At 37.5% G+C, this 24,099-nt stretch carries 22 protein-coding genes; 9 read left to right on the plus strand and 13 right to left on the minus strand.

Annotation, left to right across the window (positions count from 1 at the left end):
* Positions 1-255: 255 nt before the first annotated feature.
* From DV356_RS02055 to xylF, 3 genes are read right to left on the minus strand one after another with little or no spacing between them, the layout of a single operon-like run.
* Positions 256-1,383 (minus strand): sugar ABC transporter permease, encoded by a 1,128-nt coding sequence (locus DV356_RS02055; RefSeq protein ID WP_112083682.1) that lies wholly within the window; start codon positions 1,381-1,383, stop codon positions 256-258.
* 3 nt (positions 1,384-1,386) lie between these two features.
* Complete coding sequence (gene xylG, locus DV356_RS02060; RefSeq protein ID WP_105878699.1) at positions 1,387-2,898, minus strand: D-xylose ABC transporter ATP-binding protein; 1,512 nt, start codon at positions 2,896-2,898, stop codon at positions 1,387-1,389.
* A gap of 50 nt (positions 2,899-2,948) precedes the next feature.
* Positions 2,949-3,947 carry a D-xylose ABC transporter substrate-binding protein gene (xylF, locus tag DV356_RS02065; RefSeq protein ID WP_116954250.1) on the minus strand — a complete coding sequence of 333 codons (999 nt, stop codon included), beginning with the start codon at positions 3,945-3,947 and terminating at the stop codon, positions 2,949-2,951.
* A 233-nt stretch (positions 3,948-4,180) separates the two neighbouring features.
* On the opposite strand from xylF, the gene xylA reads away from it, so the two are divergent.
* Together xylA and xylB are read left to right on the plus strand one after the other, a co-directional pair.
* Positions 4,181-5,500 carry a xylose isomerase gene (gene xylA / locus DV356_RS02070; protein WP_118806451.1) on the plus strand — a complete coding sequence of 440 codons (1,320 nt, stop codon included), beginning with the start codon at positions 4,181-4,183 and terminating at the stop codon, positions 5,498-5,500.
* A gap of 56 nt (positions 5,501-5,556) precedes the next feature.
* Complete coding sequence (gene xylB, locus DV356_RS02075; RefSeq protein WP_181933514.1) at positions 5,557-7,038, plus strand: xylulokinase; 1,482 nt, start codon at positions 5,557-5,559, stop codon at positions 7,036-7,038.
* 50 nt (positions 7,039-7,088) lie between these two features.
* On the opposite strand, the gene rfaD is transcribed toward xylB, so the two are convergent.
* On the minus strand, positions 7,089-8,015 hold the full coding sequence (gene rfaD, locus DV356_RS02080) for an ADP-glyceromanno-heptose 6-epimerase (RefSeq protein ID WP_118806452.1): 927 nt from the start codon (positions 8,013-8,015) through the stop codon (positions 7,089-7,091).
* 52 nt (positions 8,016-8,067) lie between these two features.
* The gene (locus tag DV356_RS02085; RefSeq protein WP_005651783.1) at positions 8,068-8,571 is read right to left on the minus strand and encodes a protein disulfide oxidoreductase; all 504 of its coding nucleotides are present in this window, start codon (positions 8,569-8,571) and stop codon (positions 8,068-8,070) included.
* A 110-nt stretch (positions 8,572-8,681) separates the two neighbouring features.
* Between DV356_RS02085 and deoC the strand changes: the two genes are divergently transcribed.
* Positions 8,682-9,353, plus strand: a complete 672-nt coding sequence (gene deoC, locus DV356_RS02090; protein ID WP_118806453.1) for a deoxyribose-phosphate aldolase — start codon at positions 8,682-8,684, stop codon at positions 9,351-9,353.
* 33 nt (positions 9,354-9,386) lie between these two features.
* On the opposite strand, the gene DV356_RS02095 is transcribed toward deoC, so the two are convergent.
* Positions 9,387-10,916 (minus strand): YifB family Mg chelatase-like AAA ATPase, encoded by a 1,530-nt coding sequence (locus DV356_RS02095; RefSeq protein ID WP_118806454.1) that lies wholly within the window; start codon positions 10,914-10,916, stop codon positions 9,387-9,389.
* Positions 10,917-11,030: 114 nt separating this feature from the next.
* The gene (gene yihA, locus DV356_RS02100) at positions 11,031-11,648 is read right to left on the minus strand and encodes a ribosome biogenesis GTP-binding protein YihA/YsxC (protein ID WP_105882020.1); all 618 of its coding nucleotides are present in this window, start codon (positions 11,646-11,648) and stop codon (positions 11,031-11,033) included.
* A 104-nt stretch (positions 11,649-11,752) separates the two neighbouring features.
* Here yihA and DV356_RS02105 point away from each other — a divergent pair, with 104 nt between their 5' ends.
* The gene (locus tag DV356_RS02105) at positions 11,753-12,619 is read left to right on the plus strand and encodes a VirK/YbjX family protein (RefSeq protein ID WP_192882146.1); all 867 of its coding nucleotides are present in this window, start codon (positions 11,753-11,755) and stop codon (positions 12,617-12,619) included.
* A gap of 39 nt (positions 12,620-12,658) precedes the next feature.
* On the opposite strand, the gene oppF is transcribed toward DV356_RS02105, so the two are convergent.
* The 5 genes from oppF to DV356_RS02130 form a co-directional block, all read right to left on the minus strand.
* Positions 12,659-13,657: a murein tripeptide/oligopeptide ABC transporter ATP binding protein OppF gene (gene oppF, locus DV356_RS02110; RefSeq protein WP_042601994.1), complete on the minus strand. Its 999-nt coding sequence runs from the start codon at positions 13,655-13,657 to the stop codon at positions 12,659-12,661.
* Positions 13,654-14,625: an ABC transporter ATP-binding protein gene (oppD, locus tag DV356_RS02115; RefSeq protein ID WP_114892776.1), complete on the minus strand. Its 972-nt coding sequence runs from the start codon at positions 14,623-14,625 to the stop codon at positions 13,654-13,656. The genes oppF and oppD overlap by 4 nt, the downstream gene beginning before the upstream one ends.
* Before the next feature lie 9 nt (positions 14,626-14,634).
* Entirely contained in the window at positions 14,635-15,570 is a 936-nt protein-coding gene (gene oppC, locus DV356_RS02120; protein ID WP_005651799.1) for an oligopeptide ABC transporter permease OppC, read from the minus strand.
* A gap of 9 nt (positions 15,571-15,579) precedes the next feature.
* Positions 15,580-16,500: an oligopeptide ABC transporter permease OppB gene (gene oppB, locus DV356_RS02125; RefSeq protein WP_040034667.1), complete on the minus strand. Its 921-nt coding sequence runs from the start codon at positions 16,498-16,500 to the stop codon at positions 15,580-15,582.
* Positions 16,501-16,580: 80 nt separating this feature from the next.
* Positions 16,581-18,206: an ABC transporter substrate-binding protein gene (locus tag DV356_RS02130; protein WP_042602000.1), complete on the minus strand. Its 1,626-nt coding sequence runs from the start codon at positions 18,204-18,206 to the stop codon at positions 16,581-16,583.
* Positions 18,207-18,500: 294 nt separating this feature from the next.
* Between DV356_RS02130 and tal the strand changes: the two genes are divergently transcribed.
* A complete protein-coding gene (gene tal, locus DV356_RS02135; protein ID WP_005689370.1) occupies positions 18,501-19,454 on the plus strand; it encodes a transaldolase in 954 nt (317 codons plus the stop codon).
* Positions 19,455-20,105: 651 nt separating this feature from the next.
* Here the strand turns inward: tal and DV356_RS02140 are convergent.
* A complete protein-coding gene (locus DV356_RS02140; protein ID WP_040034675.1) occupies positions 20,106-20,336 on the minus strand; it encodes a zinc ribbon domain-containing protein in 231 nt (76 codons plus the stop codon).
* Between the two features lie 196 nt (positions 20,337-20,532).
* Between DV356_RS02140 and DV356_RS02145 the strand changes: the two genes are divergently transcribed.
* The 4 genes from DV356_RS02145 (at position 20,533) to ftsL (ending at position 24,098) form a co-directional block, all read left to right on the plus strand.
* Positions 20,533-22,119 (plus strand): carbon starvation CstA family protein, encoded by a 1,587-nt coding sequence (locus tag DV356_RS02145; RefSeq protein ID WP_005667512.1) that lies wholly within the window; start codon positions 20,533-20,535, stop codon positions 22,117-22,119.
* A gap of 201 nt (positions 22,120-22,320) precedes the next feature.
* Positions 22,321-22,776: a division/cell wall cluster transcriptional repressor MraZ gene (mraZ, locus tag DV356_RS02150; RefSeq protein ID WP_005651810.1), complete on the plus strand. Its 456-nt coding sequence runs from the start codon at positions 22,321-22,323 to the stop codon at positions 22,774-22,776.
* Positions 22,777-22,806: 30 nt separating this feature from the next.
* The gene (gene rsmH / locus DV356_RS02155) at positions 22,807-23,772 is read left to right on the plus strand and encodes a 16S rRNA (cytosine(1402)-N(4))-methyltransferase RsmH (RefSeq protein ID WP_006996539.1); all 966 of its coding nucleotides are present in this window, start codon (positions 22,807-22,809) and stop codon (positions 23,770-23,772) included.
* Positions 23,773-23,774: 2 nt separating this feature from the next.
* Positions 23,775-24,098: a cell division protein FtsL gene (gene ftsL, locus DV356_RS02160; RefSeq protein WP_005647600.1), complete on the plus strand. Its 324-nt coding sequence runs from the start codon at positions 23,775-23,777 to the stop codon at positions 24,096-24,098.
* Position 24,099: the final 1 nt, after the last annotated feature.

A 24,099-nucleotide genomic window follows, 5' to 3' on the forward strand; every position in this document is an offset into this window, starting at 1 on the left:
GCAAATTTACTTTAGTCAAGGAAGAAAAGAATTAAAATTACTAAAACTACTTTATCTATTACGTTTTTTCACAACTGTGATCCACGCCACAGTTGCAAATAATCAACATAGAAAAATTAAATAACATAATTGATGAAAAGTTAGTTTTTCACAAAAATACGAAAAATTTCATCATCTAGAAAGCGGTATGTTAGGTAACCATTTCTATAAAATTAAAAAACCGCCATTTTATAAATGACGGTTTAAAATTAATAATTACATCTTTTTCTTATTACTAGTATCTATCCATACAGCAAGCAACAAAATGCCACCTTTGACAATATATTGCCAAAAAGTTGGCACATCAAGCATACTCATACCATTATCAAGCGATGCGATGATAAGTGCACCAATAACGACCCCAAATACACTTCCTACACCACCAGCTAAGCTTGCCCCTCCAATGACACAAGCTGCAATCGCATCTAGTTCTGCATTTTGCCCAGCAGATGGAGAGCCTGCACCTAAACGAGCGCTTAAAATCAACCCTGCTATTGCAACTAACACACCATTCATTGCAAAGATAATCAGTTTTGTTTTCTCTACATTGATACCAGATAATTTTGCCGTATCAATATTGCCACCAATCGCATAAACGTGGCGGCCGAATGAAGTTTTACGAGAGAGGAATAACCCTAAGATTGCAAGAACTGCCAGTACTAAAACAGGAAATGGAATGCCACGATAATCATTAAGTAAATAAATTGCTCCTAATACAATGACTGCAAACAAAGCATATTTCGTAAAATATTTTGATAATGCAGACACTTCCAGCTGGAGCTGCTGGCGACTTCTACGTTGATAATTTCCCCAAAGAACAAATCCAATAACTGCAATACCACCTAAGATAACCCCTGCAATATCTGATAAATAACCTTGCCCAATAACTGTCATAGTTCCACTAATAGGAGATACAGTTGTGCCATTAGTCAAACCAATCAAAATTCCACGGAATGCGAGATAACCTGCAAGTGTAACAATGAAGGATGGCACTTTGCGATAAGCCACCCACCAACCATTCCAAATACCAAAAATTAAACCAAGAGCAATTGTTGCAATAATAGTTACAGGTAATGGGAAGCCCCACCAAACATCGGCAATAGCTGCAAATCCGCCCAGTAGGCCCATAAGTGAACCAACAGATAAGTCAATTTCAGCAGAAATAATGACAAAAACCATTCCAATTGCAAGAATGCCAGTAATTGAAGTTTGGCGTAACAAGTTAGAAATATTTCTTGCACTTAAATAAGCGCCATCAGTAGCAACACTAAAGAATGCCATAATGACTGCAATAGCTATTAACATAATGTAAACTTGTAAATTTACGGATTTTAACTTAAACATAGATTACTCCTTAAGTGCTGTTTCCATAACTTGTTCTTGAGTAAGAGCAGTATTGATAAGACTAGCTTTAAGTTTACCTTGGTGCATAACAAGAACTCTATCACTAATGCCTAAAACTTCTGGTAGTTCTGATGAAATGACAATAATAGCAATCCCTTCTTGTGCTAATTGGTTAATTAACTTATAAATTTCATATTTCGCACCAACATCAATTCCTCTTGTTGGTTCATCTAAAATCAGTATTTTAGGATTTAACAATAAACATTTTGCTAGGATCGCTTTCTGTTGATTACCGCCACTAAGTCGTCCTATTGGCAAATCTGGTGAAAAAGTTTTTACCTTTAGTCGTTTGATGGCTGAGCCAATTATTTGCTCTTCTTTTGCTTCATTAACTACCATTTTTCCGAAACAATAAGATTTCAAAGAAGAAAGCGTAATGTTTTTGCCAACTCCCATAATAGAAACAATGCCGTGTTTCTTCCGATCTTCAGGAACCATCACAATTTTATGTTCAATCGCTTGGGCACAATTTTTGATATTTACTTGTTTTTGATTGATAAAAATATTTCCTTCAAACTTACCTTCATAAGATCCAAATAAGCATTGCACCATGTCTGTACGACCTGAACCAACTAAACCTGCAACACCTAAAATTTCCCCCTCATGAAGACTAAAACTTACGTTATCAACACGCTTAATATGTGTATTGATTGGATGCCAAGCAGAGAGATTTTCTACTCGTAAAATTTCATCTTTGATTTCATGAGGTTCATGTGGATAAAGTGAGGTAATTTCCCGACCTACCATCATGGTAATAATGTCATCTTCTGTCATTGTTGAAGCGTCTTTCGTACCAACATGTTCACCATCACGAATGACGCAAATTTTGTCAGAGATAGCCTTAACTTCATTGAGTTTATGGGAAATATAGATACAAGCGATATTGTGTGCTTTAAGATCCTTAATAAGATTTAACAAAATTTCCGTTTCTTTTTCAGTAAGTGAAGCCGTTGGTTCATCTAAGATAAGAAGTCTTACTTGTTTATTCAAAGCCTTAGCTATTTCAACTAATTGCTGTTGCCCTAAACCTAATTCTCCTACTCGTGTATTGGGATCGGCATCTAATTGCACCTGCTGTAATAAATTTTTGCAACGTAAGTACATTTCATTATCTGCTGTCAAACCTTTATGAGTTATTTCGTTACCCAAAAAAATATTCTCCAATACAGACATATTCTTTACGAGAGTAAGTTCTTGATGAATAATTGAAATGCCTTTTTCTTCAGTATCTCTAATATTCCTTGCTTTTAGTTCACTTTCTGAAAAGTAAATATCACCGCTGTAATCTCCACAAGGATAAATACCGCAAAGTATTTTCATTAATGTAGATTTTCCAGATCCATTTTCACCACATAAAGATAAAATTTCCCCCGCTTCTAATTCAATGGATATATTATGAAGTGCGGTCACATCACCAAATTTTTTTGTGATATGTTTCATTTCCAACAATGCCATATCGTAACTCCTTAAGAGGTAAGGGAAGAGTTTTCTCTTCCCTCTTAAAGTTAATGATAAATACTTTCCTTAGTATGAAAACCATCTTTAATTATAGTTTCATTAATATTACGTTTATCAACAGCGATAGGATCAAGTAAATACGCAGGAACATTTTTTAAGCCATTATTCAGTTCTGCATTAGCTTCTACTTTTTCATTCTTACCTAATTCAACCGCAATTTCTGCCGCTTTATCTGCAAGTTTCGTAATTGGTTTATAAACAGTCATAGTTTGCGAGCCATTGACAATACGTTTAATTGCAGCTAAATCTGCATCTTGCCCAGAAATTGCGACTTTCCCAGATAAGCCTTGTGCACTAAGGGCTTGAATCGCACCTCCAGCAGTAGCATCGTTAGATGCAACAACAGCATCCACATTATTTTTATTAGCTGTTAATGCGTTTTCCATAATTTGTAACGCTTTTTCAGCTAACCAAGAATCAACCCATTGATCTCCTACAACCTTAATTTTCCCACTGGCAATTAAAGGATCTAATACTTTCATTTGCCCTTTTCTAAATAATTTCGCATTATTATCTACAGGAGATCCCCCCATTAAAAAATAATTACCTTCTGGTTTTACAGCCACAATACTTTTAGCTTGTAGTTCACCCACTTTTTCATTATCAAAGGAAACATAAAAATCTAAATCTGCATTATTGATTAAACGGTCATACGCTACTACTTTTATTCCTTCCTTTTTAGCTTCAGAAATAACGTTACTTAATACTTCACCGTTATGAGGAATAATTACTAATACATCAATATTTTTATTGATCATATTTTCGATTTGAGAAATTTGTGCTGAATCATCACCATTTGCAGATTGGACAAACACTTTTGCACCCATTGATTCTGCTTTGTTTACGAAAATATCTCGATCTTTTTGCCATCTTTCTAAACGTAAATCATCAATGGATAAACCAATTTTAAGATCTTTGGAATGGGCAGAACTACTAAATACAGTTAATGCACCAACAAGGGTAAGTAAAGCTGATTTGATTTTCATATTGATACCTCAATAGTTAAGTGAAGGACTAGTTATTGCTCCAGTTGTTAGTTTTCACACTTTAAAAAAGGCTTTCAATTATAAAATCTTTCTCCATTATTACGTTTTTTCACAACTGTGATCCACGCCACAGTTGCAAATAATCAACATAGAAAAATTAAATAACATAATTGATGAAAAGTTAGTTTTTCACAAAAATACGAAAAATTTCATCACCTAGAGAGGAAAATGTTATGACAACCTATTTCGATAAAATTGAAAAAATCTCCTTTGAGGGAGAAAAATCCACAAATCCTTTTGCTTTCAAACATTATGATGCTAATCAAGTAATTTTAGGTAAAACTATGGCTGAACATTTACGCTTAGCGGTGTGTTATTGGCATACCTTTTGCTGGAATGGGAATGATATGTTTGGGCTAGGTTCTTTGGAACGAAGTTGGCAGAAAAATCCAAATTTGCTTGCTGGCGCAGAACAAAAAGCCGAGATTGCTTTTGAGTTTTTGAATAAGTTAGGCGTGCCTTATTATTGTTTTCATGATGTTGATATTGCACCTGAAGGTAATTCAGTGCGGGAATATGTACAAAATTTTCATCATATTGTTGATATTTTAGAACGCAAACAAGTAGAAACGGGTGTAAAACTCTTATGGGGAACTGCAAATTGTTTTACTAATCCTCGTTATATGTCTGGTGCAGCAACTAATCCTAATCCTGAGGTTTTTGCTTGGGCTGCAACACAAGTGTTTAATGCGATGAATGCCACTCAACGTTTAGGTGGAGAGAATTACGTATTATGGGGTGGACGTGAGGGATATGAAACTTTATTGAATACCGATTTGAAACGTGAACGTGAACAAATTGGTCGTTTTATGCAAATGGTGGTAGAACATAAGCATAAAATTGGGTTTAAAGGTACATTATTAATTGAGCCAAAACCGCAAGAACCAACTAAACATCAATATGATTATGATGTGGCAACAGTGTATGGTTTCCTAAAACAATTTGGTTTAGAAAAAGAAATTAAAGTTAATATTGAAGCTAACCACGCGACGCTTGCTGGCCATACCTTTCAACATGAAATTGCAACAGCTTGTGCATTAGATATTTTTGGCTCAATTGATGCTAATCGTGGCGATCCACAATTAGGCTGGGATACCGACCAATTCCCAAATAGTGTTGAAGAAAATACGTTAGTTATGTATGAAATTTTAAAACATGGCGGTTTTACTACTGGAGGCTTTAATTTTGATGCGAAAATTCGCCGACAAAGTATTGATCCTTATGATTTATTTTACGCTCATATCGGTGCAATTGATGTATTGGCATTATCCTTAAAACGTGCAGCAAAAATGTTACAAGAGGAAACCTTACAAAAAATTGTTAATGAACGCTATGCAGGTTGGAATAGTGAACTTGGTCAGCATATTTTGCAAGGTAAAACTTCACTTGAAACACTTGCGCAACTTGTCCAACAAAAAGATTTAGCGCCAAAACCAGTTTCAGGTCAGCAAGAATATTTGGAAAATTTGGTAAACCAAGTTATTTATAGCTAAAAATGAAGCAAAAGTGCGGTTGTATTTCACCGCACTTTTTTATTTTAGGAGACATTATGTATATAGGAATTGATTGTGGCACACAAGGAACAAAGGCAATAGTGCTTGATTCTGTCCAAAAAAAAGTGATTGGAGTTGGTTACGCAAAACATGAATTAATTACACAATCCAATGGAAGACGTGAACAACAACCAAATTGGTGGATTGAGGCATTACAACAAGCATTACAAATTGCATTGAAACAAGCAAAAAATTCACCGCACTTTTCACCTAATTTAGTGAAGGGAATAGGCATTTCAGGACAACAACATGGACTGGTAATGTTAGATAAAAACGATCGTCCTCTATATAAGGCTAAGCTTTGGTGTGATACAGAAACCGCTACGGAAAATGATATACTGATCGAAAAATTAGGCGGACAAACAGCCGTATTTGAAAAATTAGGCATCATTTGCCAAACTGGTTACACGGCTTCAAAACTAAGTTGGTTTCGTCAAAATTATCCTGACAAATTTGCCAATATTCGCAAAATCATGCTGCCACACGATTATCTAAATTATTGGCTAACAGGAAAATTCTGCACTGAATTTGGTGATGCTTCTGGTAGTGGTTATTTCGATGTTGTGAAAAGAGAATGGAAAAGAGAAGTCTTCAAATATCTTGCACCAGAATTAAATATGGATGAAGTGTTACCAAAATTACTTTCTGCTGAACAAAAAATCGGTGTGATTAAACCTGAAATTGCGACTTTATTTGGTTTTAATGAGAATGTCATCGTCTCCACAGGTGGAGGCGATAATATGATGGGAGCAATTGGTACAGGAAATATTCGAGAAGGGATTGCTACGATGAGTCTCGGTACTTCTGGTACCTTGTATGCTTATACGCAAAAGCCATTACTTAATTTACCACCAATGATCGCAAATTTTTGTTCAAGTAATAATGGCTGGTTACCACTGGTTTGTGTAATGAATATAACCTCCTCAAATAAACAGCTAATGAATTTGCTCAATATTGATATTGAAGAATTAAATCAACTTGCTCAACAAGCACCTATTGGCGCGAATGGCATCACTATTTTGCCATTCTTTAATGGTGAAAGAGTTCCACCTTTACCCAATACAAAAGCGAGCATTTTAGGATTAGATTCAAGTAATTTCACACGAGAAAATCTTTGTCGAGCAATGATGGAAAGTGCTACTTTTACGCTTCGCTATGGCTTAGATTTATTTCGTCAAGCTGGCCTCGAAACCTCACAAATTCGCCTAATTGGAGGTGGCGCGAAAAGCTCATTTTGGCGGCAAATGATTGCTGATGTGATGAATTCTGAAGTGGTATGTTTGCAGGACGAAGAAGCTGCTGCATTAGGAGGAGCAATTCAAGCTATGTGGGCAAATGGAGAAGGAGAACTGGAATTTTTATGCGAAACCTTCATTCACTTAGATGAAAACTCAAAAGCTTATCCCAACTTATCACAGGTGAAAAATTATCAAAATGCTTATGAGCGTTATTTAACACATTTATCACAATTATATTAAATAAAATCCCCTATACCGATAAGCTATAGGGGATTTATTACATTAATAATTTATTTTCTATTCAACCACGCCATATATTCAGCCACGCCTTCGGCGACTGTTTTGAATGGTTTATCGTAGCCTGTTGAACGAAGTTTAGTTAAATCTGCTTGAGTATATTCTTGATAACGAGATTTCAAATGTTCTGGGAATGGAATGGTTTCAATCTCGCCTTTACCGTGGAATTTCACTACTGCATCAGCCACCGCACGGAAACTTTCTGCATTTCCTGTACCAAGGTTGTAAATACCCGAAATGCCATTTTGCCAGCACCAAATATTCACTGCAGCCACATCGCCCACATAAACAAAATCACGGCGGAAGTGTTCGCTGCCTGAAAATAATTTTGGATTTTCGCCTTTTAAGATTTGGTTATTCAAGTGGAATGCCACACTCGCCATAGAACCTTTATGATTTTCACGCGGCCCGTAAACATTGAAATAACGGAAACCACATACTGGCGATTTTGCTTCTGGCAAAATGTTACGCACATATTGATCGAACAAGAATTTAGAATAGCCGTACACATTTAATGGGCCTTCAAATTCACGTTCTTCACGGAATACTTTGGTGTCTCCATAAGTTGCTGCACTTGAGGCATAGAAAAAAGGAATTTCGCGGTCAAGGCAATAGTGCAATAACTCCTTAGAATATTCATAGTTATTGTGCATAATGTATTTGCCATCCCATTCCGTAGTCGCAGAACAAGCCCCCTCGTGGAATACTGCATCAATATCGCCAAATTCATCGCCCGCAATAATAGAAGCAATGAAATCTTCTTTATCACAATAATCTGCAATGTCTAAATCAACTAAATTTGCGAATTTTGTGCCATCTTTTAAGTTATCGACCACTAAAATATCTTTGCGCCCTAAATCATTTAATGCTTTGACAATATTACTGCCAATAAAACCAGCGCCGCCTGTTACGATAATCATAATTCTGTCCTCTTTAAAATAAGTCTGCGTATTGTAATAGATTTTCTACTGCTTAGCCAAAAAACTCTGCGAAAAACAACCGCACTTTTAATCCCCAATAACTCGTAAGGCCTGTCGTAACAAGATCCATTTTGCCTTTACTCAACAGCACAATTGTGGGCGTCACATTAATTTGCCATCGTTCTGCAAATTCCCCTTTAGGATCATTAACCGTAGTGAAGTGGTAGTCATGCTTACTTAAATAATCATTTACGTCCGCCTCATTGCCTGAACGTAATGCCACCGATACAACTTGATAGCCTTCGTTTGCTAAAGAATTAATTGCTGGCGAAGTATAACGACAATAACCACACCAAGTTCCCCAAAAATAAAGTAATGTGGGTTTGTTTTGATCAAGACTTTCAAGAGAGAACGTATTCCCTTGAAGATCTTGTAACGTGATTTTATTTATTTCCTCTGGCACTACAGGGCGACGAACAAAATCCAGTATGCTAGTTATCACAATAAAAGTTAAAAAGAGGGATAATCCATTCTTGAGTAATTTTTTAATCTTCATTTTATTTATTCCTTATCTTGTTGAGATGATTGTAATTGAGCGTAAAACCATAGTCAAAAATAAAGAATTTTTGCTACAATAGGTAAAACATAAATAAAAGGAGGAAAATCATGACACCGAATCAACTTGCTCAATATATCGATCACACCGCACTTACCGCAGAAAAAAATGAACAAGATATTTCGACACTCTGTAATGAAGCGATTGAACACGGATTTTATTCTGTATGTATCAATTCTGGTTATATTCCACTCGCTAAAGAAAAACTTGCTGGCTCAAATGTAAAAATTTGTACTGTGGTGGGCTTCCCTTTGGGGGCGAATTTAACCTCAGTCAAAGCATTTGAAACGCAAGAATCTATTAAAGCGGGTGCAAATGAGATTGATATGGTAATTAATGTAGGTTGGATAAAATCGCAAAAATGGGATGCAGTAAAACAAGATATTCAAGCTGTATTTAATGCTTGTAATGGCACGCCATTAAAAGTGATTTTAGAAACTTGTTTGCTCACTAAAGATGAAATAGTGAAAGCCTGTGAAATTTGTAAAGAAATCGGTGTGGCTTTTGTTAAAACATCAACAGGCTTCAATAAAGGCGGTGCAACCGTAGAGGATGTTGCATTGATGAAACAAACGGTCGGCAATATTGGTGTTAAAGCATCAGGTGGTGTGCGTGATACTGAAACGGCACTTGCGATGATTAAAGTGGGTGCAACTCGCATTGGTGCAAGTGCGGGCATTGCAATTATTAGCGGTACGCAAGATACCCAAAGCACTTACTAATCCTTTCACGCGTGGTATTCTTTCCACGCGTTTTTACATATTCGACAATTTCTGCAACAAACGATCCATTGCTCGATAGCCCAAGGCTTCCGCTAAGTGCGGTTGAGAAATTTGTTGTTCTTCTTGTAGATCGGCAATGGTTCGAGACACTTTCAAAATACGATGATAAGCCCGAACAGAAAGCCCAAGTTTATTCAGTGCTTTTTCAAGGAAAAAGGCATCTTTATCGTTTAACTTGCAATCACGCTCAATCTCTTTACTGTTCAAATAAGCGTTAATTTTCCCCGCTCTTTCCATTTGAATCTCTCGCACTTTTAACACTTTTTTACGAACTTGTGCGCTGGTTTCGCCACGATCGCCCGTATTTTGTAAGCTACCTTGTGGCAATAAAGGCACTTCAATAGACAAGTCAAAGCGATCTAAAAAGGGTCCTGAAAGTCGATTTAAATAACGCATAATTTGTTGCGGCGAAGTGCGGTTATGTGTTCCAGTATAATGACCTGTGGGGCTTGGATTCATCGCAGCCACCAATTGAAAACGAGCCGGGAATTGAATTTTTGCATTAGCACGAGAAATAATAATCTCACCACTTTCCAAAGGCTGACGTAGCGCATCTAACACTTTTCGTTCAAACTCTGGAAGTTCATCAAGAAACAATACGCCATTTGTTGCTAAGGATATTTCACCAGGTTTTGGGATCGTTCCACCACCAACTAAAGCTGGCATTGATGCACTATGGTGCGGGGCGCGAAAAGGACGTTGTTTCCAATTATGAAAATTTAACTCGTTTTGCACTAAACTCGTTACAGATGCCGTTTCTATCGCTTCTAAATCAGTCATTTCAGGTAAAAGCCCTGTTAATCGGCTGGCTAACATGGTTTTCCCTGTACCCGGTGGGCCAAGAAAGAGTAAATTATGCTGCCCTGCTGCGGCAATGGTCAATGCTCGTTTGGCATGCTGTTGTCCGATAATATCCGTTAAATCTAATGTATTTTTACCCGAAAAATTTACCGCACTTTCTTTCACAATTTCAGTGGCGAGAGGTAATTTTTCTTGACCATTGAGAAATTGCACTACGTCTAAAAGTGTTTGCGCAAAATAAGTATTTTGATCAGAAACAAGTGAGGCTTCATTGGCATTTTGCTTTGCGATAATTAACTCTCGCTTTGACTTTTGCGCTGCAAGAATAGCGGGAATTACACCATGTACACCACGCAATTGCCCCGTTAGCGCAAGCTCTGCCACAAATTCAAATTGCTTTAAGCGGCTCGCATCAAGCTGATCCGATGCGGCTAAAATACCGATGGCAATAGGCAAATCAAATCTTCCGCCTTCTTTCGGTAAATCTGCTGGTGCGAGATTCACGGTAATGCGTTTGGCTGGGTATTTAAATTGTGCATTCATCAACGCACTACGCACCCGATCTTGTGCCTCTTTCACGGTTTTTTCGGGCAAACCAACAAGTATAAATCCGGGTTTTCCGTTGCTTAAATGTACCTCAATAGTAACAAGCGGCGCTTGCACCCCCATAGAGGCACGGCTGTAAACAATAGCAAGAGACATTATAATCCTTAAAGTGCGGTAAAAATGGAGATAGTTTTGGCACTATAAAAAAAGCACGTAATGAAATCATTCATCCCGTGCTTTTTTTGCGATCTAGATCGCAATATTTGTATTTTATTCCGCAAAAAGTGGCGAAAACCAAAAATCTAATTTCGCTGCAAGTTTATCAATTCCAATTTTATTTTGTGCAGAAAAAGCTTCAACTTGTATATCGCCTTGAAATGGAAGAATTGCTTCACGCACCATTTTTACTTGTTTACTACGTGAGCTTTGGCTTAATTTATCGGCTTTAGTCAGTAATAAAAGAACTGGTAAATCAGCTGAAACCGCCCATTCAATCATTTGTTGGTCAAGATCTTTAAGCGGATGGCGAATATCCATCAACACAACTAACCCTGCCAAACATTCGCGTTTTTGTAAATATTCGCCTAAGGATTTTTGCCATTGAATTTTCATCTGCTCTGGCACGGCAGCATAACCATAGCCTGGTAAATCCACTAATTTACAATTTGGCTCCACTTCAAATAAGTTGATTAGTTGAGTACGCCCCGGCGTTTTTGAGGTGCGAGCCAAGCTTTTTTGATTGGTTAATGCATTAAGTGCAGTTGATTTTCCTGCATTTGAACGACCCGCAAACGCAATTTCAATGCCCGTATCTTCAGGAATGGAACGAATATTCGGCGCACTCGTTAAAAAGTGAGTTTTGTGGTAATTAAGTTTAATTTCAGACATAAGGATTCCTTTTAAAAATTGTGTTTAGAATAGCATAAATGGAAAATTTCCTGAAATTATGTCAAAATTCTCTCCGAAATTATAATCAACTAATGGCACTCCAGATGACAACAAAAACAACTTACCAATGGCCTCAATCTAAGGATCTTTATCCATATCGACCAGGGCGTTTTGATGCGCCCAAACATTGGCGTTACAATTTACGTAGCTTTTTAAATCGTGGTTCAATTCGTCGCTTTGAACAATTTATCAATCAATATCCTTTTCTCGTCGATATTTTTAATACGCACTTGGATTATAGTTATCCTGTTGCTTGTCGTTTTTTAGATAAGCGTTTTAACGCATCACAACGTTTTCATGCCGTTTGTGAGAATCTTTTATTTTTACCCGAAAAACTTACCGCACTTTCGACGCCGTTATGGGAAAAACCATTAAGTTTTGGCGAAGTCATTCCTGATTTTGAAATGACATTAAGCATGACAACCCATCAACCAATGGAAGGATATTGGGTATTGGAGCTATGGCATAAACCAAGAAATGAATTAGTTTATTTGCTTACTTTTGCCAAATTAGGCGATGCGTTGCTTATTGCTGTTGTACAAGGGCCAAATTTTGAAGGTTCAAAAGAAATGGTGAAGCAACTAACCAAATTATGCCACGGTTTGCGCCCTGCCTATTTAATGGTTGAAACCATGAAATCACTCACAAAAATACTAGGCTACGATAAATTGCTTGGCATTCCGCAAAAATACCAAAATAAATCTCGCTTCATCCAAAGCAAACAATACACAGTGGATTATGATGCAATTTTTGGCGAATCAGGCGGAGAATTAAAAGATTACTGGGAATTACCTTTAGAAATGGATAGAAATCTGGATGATATTCCAAGTAAAAAACGTTCCATGTATCGTAAGCGTTATGCGATGCTAGATGATTTGGCTAAGGTAATTGAAGAAAAGTTAGGATTGTAAAAGTAAAAAGTGCGGTGAATGTTGACCGCACTTTTTGTTTTATAAGACTTTCAAGCAAGCCACAAAATGGCTGTTGTTTTGGCTGGTGAAAGGTGGTTTTTGTTTCGCACAATTCTCATCAGCCTTTAGACAGCGAGTACGAAATACGCAACCAGACGGTGGATTAATTGGTGAAGGCAAATCACCTTCAAGTAATTCGATGGATTTATTGCGTTCCAATTTTGGATCGGGGATCGGAACAGCAGACATTAAGGCTTTGGTATAAGGATGTTTGGTATCGTTATATACTTCCACATCGCTGCCTAATTCCATTGCATTGCCTAAATACATCACCAACACGCGGTCAGAAATATGTTTTACCACCGCTAAATCATGAGCGATAAAAATTAAGGAAAGCCCCATTTCTTTTTGCAGGGATTTCAATAAATTCACCACTTGAGCCTGAATCGACACATCTAACGCTGAAACGGGTTCATCACAAATGATCATTTTGGGCTCAATGATTAATGCACGAGCAATACCGATACGCTGACATTGACCACCAGAAAATTCATGTGGGTAGCGGTTAATCAAGTTCGGTAAAAGCCCAACTTTCAACATCATAGCTTGCACTTTTTCTTTCACTTCGGCGGCACTTAAGTGCGGTTGGTAGATCTTTAATGGCTCAGCAATGATTTCGCCAATATTCATTCGCGGATTGAGAGAGGCTAGTGGGTCTTGGAAAATCATTTGAATATCTTTACGCGTTTCTTTCCATTGTTTCGCTGATTGTTTTCGTAAATGTTTACCAAGCCACAAGATTTCCCCTTCACTCGCTTCGACTAAACCGATAATAGTGCGTGCAAGTGTGGATTTACCACAACCAGATTCACCTACTACGCCGAGAGTTTCACCTGCGTAAAGTTTAAAAGACACATCCTTCACCGCTTTTAAGGTTTGCGGTTTGGCGAAGAAAAGGGATTTATCATTTTTAATTTTAAAACTGACGCCTAAGTGATTGACTTCAAGGAGTAATTCTTTGTTGTTTGAGACTGTCATAGGTTAAATTTCTCCGTTGGTAACCAACAATTACGTAATTGACCGTGATTAAATGTAGTCAGTTTTGGCGCAATTTGGCATTGTTCAGTAGCAAATTGGCAACGAGGTGAGAATGGACAACCTTTTGGCAAATGCAATAAATTCGGTGGATTGCCAGGAATGGTTACCAAGTGTTCTTCATTGCCGTCTAAGCGAGGAATCGCATCCATTAAGCCTATGGAATAGGGATGGGTTGGATGATAGAAAATTTGTTCCGCTGTGCCGTATTCCATGGTTCGTCCAGCATACATCACCATGACTTGATCGCAAATACCTGCTACCACACCTAAATCGTGAGTGATCATAATAATTGCAGTATTAAATTCACGTTTTAGTTCATTTAATAAAGTCATGATTTGTGCTTGAACGGTCACATCCAAAGCTGTTGTTGGTTCATCTGCAATGAGTAGTTTGGGACGGCATAATAAGGCCATCGCAATCATCACCCGTTGACGCATACCGCCAGAAAACTCGTGCGGATACATGCCCATGCGTTTTTTAGCTTCTGGCATTTTAACTGCGTCTAACATTTTCACGGATTCGGCAAAGGCAGTTTGTTTATCATAGCCCTTGTGCAATTGCAGCACTTCCATGAGTTGTTCACCGATTTTCATGTAAGGATTTAGCGACGTCATTGGATCTTGGAAAATCATGGAAATTTGCTCGGCGCGGATTTTATTCAATTCAGCATTCGGTAAATTAACTAATTCTTTCCCTTCAAAAATGGCAGAGCCTTCCACTTCACCGTTGGCTGCCAATAAACCCATTAAGGCAAAGGCTGTTTGTGACTTGCCTGATCCACTTTCGCCTACGATGCCCAGCGTGCTTCCTGCATTCAGCGTGAAGTTTAAGTCATTCACTGCTGTAACGACGCCATCTGGTGTTTTGAAGCGAACGTAGAGATTTTTTATATCTAATAAAGGATTCATTATTCGCTCCTATCTATCTTTCGGATCAAGCGCATCACGCAACCCGTCACCGATAAAGTTAAAACAAAATAGGGTAAGGCAAAGGAAAAATGCCGGGAAAATTAATAACCAAGGCGACACTTCCATTTGTGCAGCACCATCACTTAAGAGTGCGCCCCAACTACTCATCGGTTCTTGAGTTCCTAATCCTAAGAAGCTTAAGAATGATTCAAATAGAATGAGTCCAGGCACTTCAAGCGAGGCATAAACTGCCACTAAGCCTAATACATTCGGAATAATGTGTTTCAAAATGATTTGGCGACGAGGTACGCCACAAACGATGGCAGCTTCGACGAATTCTTTATTTTTTAGGCTGAGGGTTTGTCCGCGTACAATACGTGCAAGACCAAGCCAAGCAATGGCCCCGATAGCGATAAAAATTAAGAAAATGTTTTGGCCAAAAAGGGTCACCAACAAAATCACGAAAAACATAAATGGAAATGAGCTAAGAATTTCCAAAAAGCGCATCATCAGCATATCTGTTTTACCGCCTACATAACCGGAAATCGCCCCATAAATTGTGCCGATAGTGACGGAAATGAAAGCACCAGCAATACCGACCAATAATGAAATACGTCCACCGATAGCAGTACGTACCAACAAGTCTCGACCTGAGGCATCGGTACCGAAGAAGTGATAGCCTTCCATTGTTGGTGCGGCACTCATCATATTCCAATCGGTATCTTCATAGGTAAATGGGAAGAACCAAGGCGCGACGGTAATAAATATAATAATAAACGCCAAAATAATCAGACTGGCAACGGCCGCTTTGTTGCGGAAAAAACGGCGTTTCGCATCTTGCCATAGGCTGCGGCCTTCCAGTTGCATTTCTTCAATACGGTCAGCCACTTGTTCCACAAAATCCGCATTTTTCTGATTAATCGGCTGAGTACGATAATCTGTCATAATTTATCCTTAATAACGAATTTTTGGATCGATGATGGCGTATAAAATATCCACAATCGCATTAAATAAAATGGTTAATGTCCCCACTAAAATGGTGAGGCTCAAAACTAAAGAGTAATCGCGGTTCAATGCGCCGTTTACAAATAATAACCCCATGCCAGGTAAACCAAATACGCTTTCGATGACCATTGAGCCAGTAATAATCCCTACGAAAGCAGGTCCTAAATAGGTTATCACGGGTAAAAGTGCGGGACGCAAAGCGTGTTTTAAAATGATTCTCGACATGGAAAGTCCTTTAGCTTTGGCGGTTCGAATAAAGTTGGAATGTAACACTTCAATCATCGAACCACGCATGATACGCGCAATCCCTGCAACATAAGCGATAGTTAAGGAGGCTACAGGTAAGATCATGTACATGGCTGTACCGCCGTTCCAGCCGCCAGCTGGCAGCCATCCTAGATAAATGGCGAAAATTAGCACTAAAACAGGTGCAAATACGAAGCTTGGCATAATGACCCCAAGCATCGAGAAACTCATTAAAATATAATCCCAACGGCTATTTTGATTGAGAGCGGCGAGCGTACCTGCTGTTACTCCTAGCACGACTGCAAAGGCGAAGGCCGCCATTCCCAATTTTATGGAAACAGGGAAAGCTGACGCGATTAAATCATTGACTGATTGGTCTTTATATTTAAAAGAGGGACCAAAATCTCCTTTGGAAAGATTTTCTAAATAAAGGAAATATTGTTTATATAATGGTTCATTTAAATGATACTTCGCTTCGATATTAGCCATGACTTCTGGCGGATAAGCGCGTTCAGAAGTGAAGGGGCTGCCAGGGGCGAGACGCATCAAAAAGAAAGAAAAAGTAATCAAAATAAACAGCGTCGGCAAGGCTTCCAACAGCCGTTTAAAAATAAACTTGAACATAACAACTCCAACCAAAATGGGCGAAAAGTGCGGTCAAAAAATACGACGATTTTTAACCGCACTTAAATACGAGCAACGAATTAATGTTTAATAATATAAAGGTTTCGTAAGTAGATGTGATCTTGCGGATCTTTGCCTGAATAACCTTTTACGTAAGGTTTCACTAAGCGTGGATTCACATAGTTAAAGATTGGTACGATACCGTAATCTTTTGCAAGAATTTCTTCGGCTTTCGCATAAGCTTTTGCACGACCTTCTGCATCAGTTGCTGCGTAAGATTCTGCCATCGCTTTATCATATTCTGGATTTGCGTATTTCGCAGTATTGTTACTAGAATTAGATAAGAAATAGTTGCCGAATGTTGTTGCTTGGTTGTAATCCGCACTCCATCCTGCGCGTGCCGCATCGTAACGACCTGCACGACGGCTATCAATGTAAGTTTTCCACTCTTGGTTTTCTAATTTCACATCAATCAAACCTTTGGTGTTCGCTTTCCACATAGATGCTGCAGCAATAGCCACTTTTTTGTGGTTTTCATTGGTATTATAAAGAATGCTGAATTTCAACGGATTCGCTTTACTGTAACCAGCTTCTTCTAAGAGTTTAATTGCTTCTTCATTACGTTGTGCCATCGGTTCTTTTGAATAAGCAGGTTGTTGAATGAGATGACCTTCTTCGATGTAAGTTGGGGTAAACACATAGGTTGGTGTTTGACCTTGGCCCAATACTTTATCGGTGATCACATGACGATCAAGAGATAAGTTCAAGGCTTTACGAATATTCACGTTATCAAAAGGTGCTTTCTTATTGTTTAATTCATAAGAATAAGTTCCTAGGGTACGAGTAACGTATACTTCGCCTGGCAATTCTTTTTGTAATTTAGCGAATTGTTCTGGCGGTAAACCATAACTGGTCATGTCTAAATCGCCCGCACGATAACGCGCTACATCGGTACTTGGGTTTTCAATGGCGAGGAATGTCGCGCTATTGATTACGGTTTCTTTATCGTTCCAATAAAGTGGGTTACGTTCAAATTCGATTTTTTCGTTAATGATGTGGTTAGCCAGCTTATACGCACCGTTACCCACGTAGTTTTCTTTTTTCACCCATGCATCACCCAATTTTTCGACTACTTTTTGTGGTAATGGCAATAAGGATTGGTGAGTCGTTAAACTGACTGCATAAGGCACAGGATTGATTGCATGAACCACAAAGGTGTAATCATCTTTTGCTTCCACGCCTAATTCAGCCGGTTTTTTCTTACCGTCAATAATGTCTTGCGCATTTTCAACTTGTAAATAACTTAAGTAACTCGCATAAGGTGCAGCAGTTGCAGGATCCACTAAACGACGCCACGCAAACACGAAATCGTGTGCAGTAACAGGATCTCCGTTTGACCATTTAGCATCTTTACGTAAATGGAATGTCCAGGTTTTGAAGTCAGGTGTATTTTCCCAGCTTTCAGCCACACCCGGTTGAAGTTTACCTTCAGAGTCTGAGGTGACTAAGCCTTCAAGTAATTGATAAGCAACGTTAGATTCTGGCACACCTTCGGTTTTGTGTGGGTCAAAACTTTGTGGTTCAGCCCCATTATTGAACACGATATGCTGTTTTTCATCTAATTGTGTTCCTTCAGGCACTATAACTGCTTGCGCAGAATAGGAAAGAGCAAGAGCGATTGCAGAGAAGAGTAGTTTGTGTTGCATTTGAGCCTCCTTGTCATTAGGCGATATTTTTATAAAAAGTCTTCTACTTATTAGCTCAAAAATTCATTTTTGTAAAGATTTGTCAGGAAATTATTTGAAGAAAAATTGAGTTTTGTGAGTTGTGTCTAATAAATCGCTAAAAAAATTGCTAAAAGTGATGATATGAGAGGGGGGAATCTAGGATGTATTGATTTTTCCTATTGTAAATATTTTCCTATATAAATTACCCTTTTAATGCTAATTGTGCTATCGTAACCTGATTAGATTTAAACAAGTCCATTCAAGGAGAATACAATGACAACACAGTTAGATTCACTTCGTAATATGACCGTCGTCGTAGCTGATACTGGCGATATTGATGCAATCAAAAAATACCAACCACAAGATGCAACAACAAACCCATCATTAATTCTAAGCGCATCTGCACTTCCACAATATGCGCCATTAATTGATGAAGCGGTAGCTTATGCAAAAGCTCAAAGCAATGATAAAGCACAGCAACTTATTGATGCAGAAGATAAATTAGCGGTAAACATCGGCTTAGAAATTTTAAAAATTGTTCCGGGACGTATTTCTACTGAAGTGGATGCTCGCCTTTCTTACGATACCCAAGCAACGGTTGAAAAAGCACGTAAATTAATCGCACTTTATAATGCAGCTGGCATCTCAAATGATCGTATTTTGATTAAAATCGCTTCCACATGGCAAGGTATCCGAGCTGCAGAAATCCTTGAAAAAGAAGGCATTAACTGTAACTTAACCTTATTATTCTCTGAAGCGCAAGCTCGTGCTTGTGCAGAAGCGGGCGTTTACTTAATTTCGCCATTTGTAGGTCGTATTTTAGACTGGTACAAAGCAAACTCCGACAAAAAAGAATATGCGCCAGCAGAAGATCCAGGCGTTATTTCTGTCACCAAAATCTACAATTACTACAAAGAATATGGCTACAACACAGTTGTGATGGGCGCAAGTTTCCGTAATGTAGGCGAAATTACTGAACTTGCAGGTTGCGATCGTTTAACCATTGCACCAGCATTACTGAAAGAATTACAAGAAAATTCAACCGCACTTGTACGCAAATTAGAATACAAAGGCGAAGTAAAAGCGAAACCACAGCCATTAACAGAAGCTGAGTTCTACTGGCAACATAACAGCGATGCTATGGCTGTTGAAAAATTAGCAGAGGGTATTCGTAAATTTGCTATTGACCAAGAAAAATTGGAAACCATGCTTTCAGCAAAACTTTAATCTATAATTCAATATAAAAAATAACCGCACTTCAATCTGCTCTTGAATTAGTTAAAGAAAATATTTAACTAATTTGAGTGCAGATTTTTTTATTTATTAAGATATAAAAGTGCGGTAAAAATTCGGTGTATTTTTGTTTATTTACTCCTAGCAGCGATAGATAATGGTTACAGAAATATTATTAAGTAATACATTTTCATAACAAAATAGATGAAATTTATTATAAAAATATTTTAATAAAGATAAATTATATTTTTAATTTATACTAAATTAGTAGTTAGAATTTTAACTTGCGATAATATCAGAGAAAAGTGGTAGTCTTCCCAAGATTTTATACATTCTGGAATGATTACCATTTGATATTTGATTATAAATTAGCTTAATAAATCACTTAATTTCTTAATTAAGATAATTTTTCTTTCCTCAAAGAATTGAGCAAAATTACCAATAGATAAGTCCACATCAGGTATAAAGATGGTTGTCGAGAAAAGAGGTTATATTAGATTTTGTATTTTTATTTACCCATTCTTCAAGAGAAGCATCTTTTTTCGATGTATTTTCATCAAGCCATTGTAAGTTATAAATAGAATTATAATTTTTATCAGCTTTTTGAGTTAATAGTAACTCCTTAATAAATTTATCATTGATAGATTAATTTACCATCCAGCTTGTGACTGCGATAAAAATTGCAAAGATGCAAAACCAGATTATGTGGAGTTTTGTGCTTTTACGATTGACTTCTTCATTATGTAAGCGTTGATCTTCTAATCTTTGTTTGTACATCTCTAGATCTTTTTGTTTGAAAGAGAAGCCGCAATTAGGGCAATTTTCTGCATTTTCACTAATCTTTTTTCTGCATTCAGGGCATCTTGTTAAGGACATATTTGCTTTTATACCTATTCAATTACTTATTTATTAGCATTTTAATGGATGTTTTAGATTTTACAAATGTGATACAAGTCACAAATCTTATAAAAATCTTTAAATTCAATTTTGATTTGACGTAATTTGAAATAGAATACAGCCGCTTGTTTAGGGCATATAAATACTTTTACTTTATTTTTTGAGGAGCCTTCCTATGTTATGGTTTTTCTTTTGTGTAGCCGTGTTGATTATCGGTTACTTTATTTATGGAAAAATTATCGAAAAAATTTTTGTGATTAATCCAAAACGTCAAACACCTGCTTACCAAGTAAATGATGGTGTGGACTATATGCCAATGTCTAAAACGAAAATTTGGCTAATTCAATTATTAAATATTGCGGGAACAGGCCCTATTTTTGGCCCTATTCTTGGTGCATTATACGGACCTGTTGCAATGCTTTGGATTGTTATTGGTTGTATTTTTGCTGGCGCAGTACACGATTATTTCTGTGGTATGTTAAGTATTCGTCACGGTGGCGCAACAATGCCATATTTGGCGGGTAAGTTTTTAGGTCGTCCCGTTAAAGTCTTTATCAATACATTAGCACTTGTGTTGCTTTTACTTGTCGGTGTTGTGTTTGTGGCAAGCCCAGCTCAATTGATGGGTACCATTACAATGGATGTATTTGGTGCTTCGCAAGGTGCGTTAGTGCTTGGTGATGCAGAGGCAGTTCATCATTCTGTTGAAGCTGGTGGGATTAAAGTATGGGGAATGGATAAAGCAACAGTGGTTGCTCTGTGGACAGCAATTATTTTTGCTTATTATATTCTTGCAACCTTACTCCCAGTTGATAAGATTATTGGTCGAATTTATCCACTCTTTGGTGCGTTATTACTCTTTATGTCAGTTGGTATGGTATACGGATTAGTTGTTTCACATTTTAGTGCAACAGATCCAATTGAGTTTTTCCGTACAATCAATGCTGATGGCGAGGGTTTAACTTGGGCGAAATTTACACAAAATTTCCAAGTGAAAGGTGATGTTCCAATTTGGCCACTTTTATTCTTAACTATCTCTTGTGGCGCATTATCAGGTTTCCACGCAACGCAAACTCCATTAATGGCACGTTGTACAGAAAATGAAAGTGAAGGTCGCTTCATTTTCTACGGTGCAATGATTACTGAGGGGGTAATTGCATTAGTATGGTGTATGGTTGGTCTTGCATTCTATGAAAATCCACAAGCGTTACAAGATGCAATTTCAGCAGGTTCTCCATCTAAAGTTGTGTATGATAGTTCGTTACATTTCTTAGGTTTTATTGGTGGTATTTTTGCTATATTAGGCGTGATTGTTCTTCCTATTACTTCTGGCGATACTGCATTCCGTGCTGCGCGTTTACAGATAGCCGAAATTTTTAATGTTGATCAACGTTCATTACCTAAACGTTTATTAATTGCTGTGCCGTTGTTTGTATTAGGTTATTTTATTTCAACCATTGATTTCAGCGTATTATGGCGTTATTTCACTTGGGCAAACCAAATGACAGCAATGGTAATGTTATGGACTGCAGCGGGATATTTATATCGTTATCATAAATTCCACTGGGTTGCGTCTCTTCCTGCGTGGTTTATCACAACAGTATGTGCAACTTATTTGTTCTACAACAAAATTGGTTTCGGCTTAGATTATCAGCTTTCTGTGTATCTTGGTTTAGCAACAACCATCGTTTGTATCGTATTGTTCTTCACAATGCTTAAACCATTAGGTACGCGAGATGAAGAAGCTTATATAAATAATTAGTCAATAAAATTTGATGAAAAAAGCCGTTTGAATTGTTTATTCAAACGGCTTTTTTATTTTGATAAAAATCAGTTGCTTTAATGTGGAATTACTTGCAAGTTGAGCGAACAAATTATAAACTTGCTAGAAGTGGAGAAAAGTGGTGTTTTGTGGAGATTTTTAGAGATTTTCTAAAAATAAGTTCAATTTTTAAGGTGTAATATGTTTCGTGGTGCAACGGCGGTTAATTTAGATTCTAAGGGACGTGTAGCGATCCCAACTCGCTATCGCGCTGAAATTCTTGAAAAGAACCAAGGGAAAATGGTTTGTACTGTAGATATTCGCCAACCCTGTCTTTTACTTTATCCCCTTGATGAATGGGAAAAAATCGAACAAAAACTTCTCGCACTTTCTAACTTTGATCCTACCCAACGCCGTTTGCAGCGAGTAATGCTTGGTCATGCCACTGAATGTGAGATGGATGCTCAGGGTCGTATTTTGCTTAGTGGGCCATTACGCCAACACGCAAAATTAGAAAAAGGTTTAATGTTGGTAGGGCAACTTAATAAATTTGAAATTTGGAGCGATGTAGAATGGCATACTCAAATTGCAGAGGATATAGAAATTGGCTCCAGCGCAGATTTTGCTGCTGATGCGTTAAATGATTTCTCATTATAGAAAATAATGTAGTACTTTTATCTTAAATTTATGAATAGCGAAAATTCCTTTTCTTCATCTGAACATATTACAGTTTTACTTCACGAAGCCGTGAATGGCTTGGCATTGAAGGAGAATGGCATTTATATTGATGGTACTTTTGGGCGTGGGGGGCATTCTCGGTTTATCCTTTCTCAACTTTCTTCTAATGGTCGTTTGATAGCTGTAGATCGCGATCCTCGTGCTATTGCAGAAGCACACAAAATCCAAGACTCGCGTTTTCAGATTGAACATAACAGCTTTTCGCATATTCCTGAAATTTGTGACAAATTAAATTTAGTGGGCAAAATTGACGGTATTTTGCTTGATCTTGGTGTGTCTTCCCCTCAGCTTGATGAAGCAGAACGTGGTTTTAGTTTTATGAAAGATGGCCCGCTTGATATGCGTATGGATACAACTCAAGGTTTATCTGCTGAAGAATGGTTAAAACAAGTGTCCATTGAGGATTTAACTTGGGTGTTGAAAACTTTTGGCGAAGAGCGTTTCGCTAAACGTATTGCCACTGCTATTGTTGATTTCAATAAAAGTGCGGTAAAAAATGGCACAGAATTTTTATCGCGTACCAGTCAATTGGCGGAACTTATTTCACAGGCAGTTCCTTTTAAAGATAAACATAAACATCCTGCGACGCGTAGTTTCCAAGCTATTCGTATTTTTATTAATTCGGAATTAGATGAATTAGAAAGTCTGCTTAATTCTGCGTTAGATATGTTAGCACCAGAAGGTCGTTTATCAATTATTAGTTTCCATTCTTTAGAAGATAGAATGGTGAAACATTTTATGAAAAAACAAAGTAAGGGCGAGGATATTCCCAAAGGTTTACCATTGCGAGAAGATCAAATTCAGCGTAATCAAAAATTAAGAATTATTGGTAAAGCCATTCAGCCAAGTGATGCAGAAATTCAAGCAAATCCTCGTTCAAGAAGTGCCATATTACGTGTGGCAGAGAGAATTTAGCGATGTCTGAAAATAATAAGCCTCGTTATCCGTTACAGCAGATTTTAGTCGAAGATTTATTTTCTTCAAATAAGTTAGTGGTGTTGCTGTTGATAGGGATTTTAGTTTCTGCAATGGGAACGATTTGGATAACCCATAAAACTCGCCAACTAATTTCTGAAAATGGAATGTTAATTTTACAGCGTCAAGCACTTGAGAATGAATACCGTAATTTACAAGTGCAGGAAGCTACGGAAGGGGATAGCACGCGAGTAGAATCTATTGCGATTAGTACATTAAAAATGAAAGTTGTTTCTTCAGAGCAAGAAGTTGAAATTAGAGAATAAT

The sequence above is a fragment of the Haemophilus influenzae genome (genome assembly GCF_003494325.1).
Taxonomy (GTDB): domain Bacteria; phylum Pseudomonadota; class Gammaproteobacteria; order Enterobacterales; family Pasteurellaceae; genus Haemophilus; species Haemophilus influenzae_I.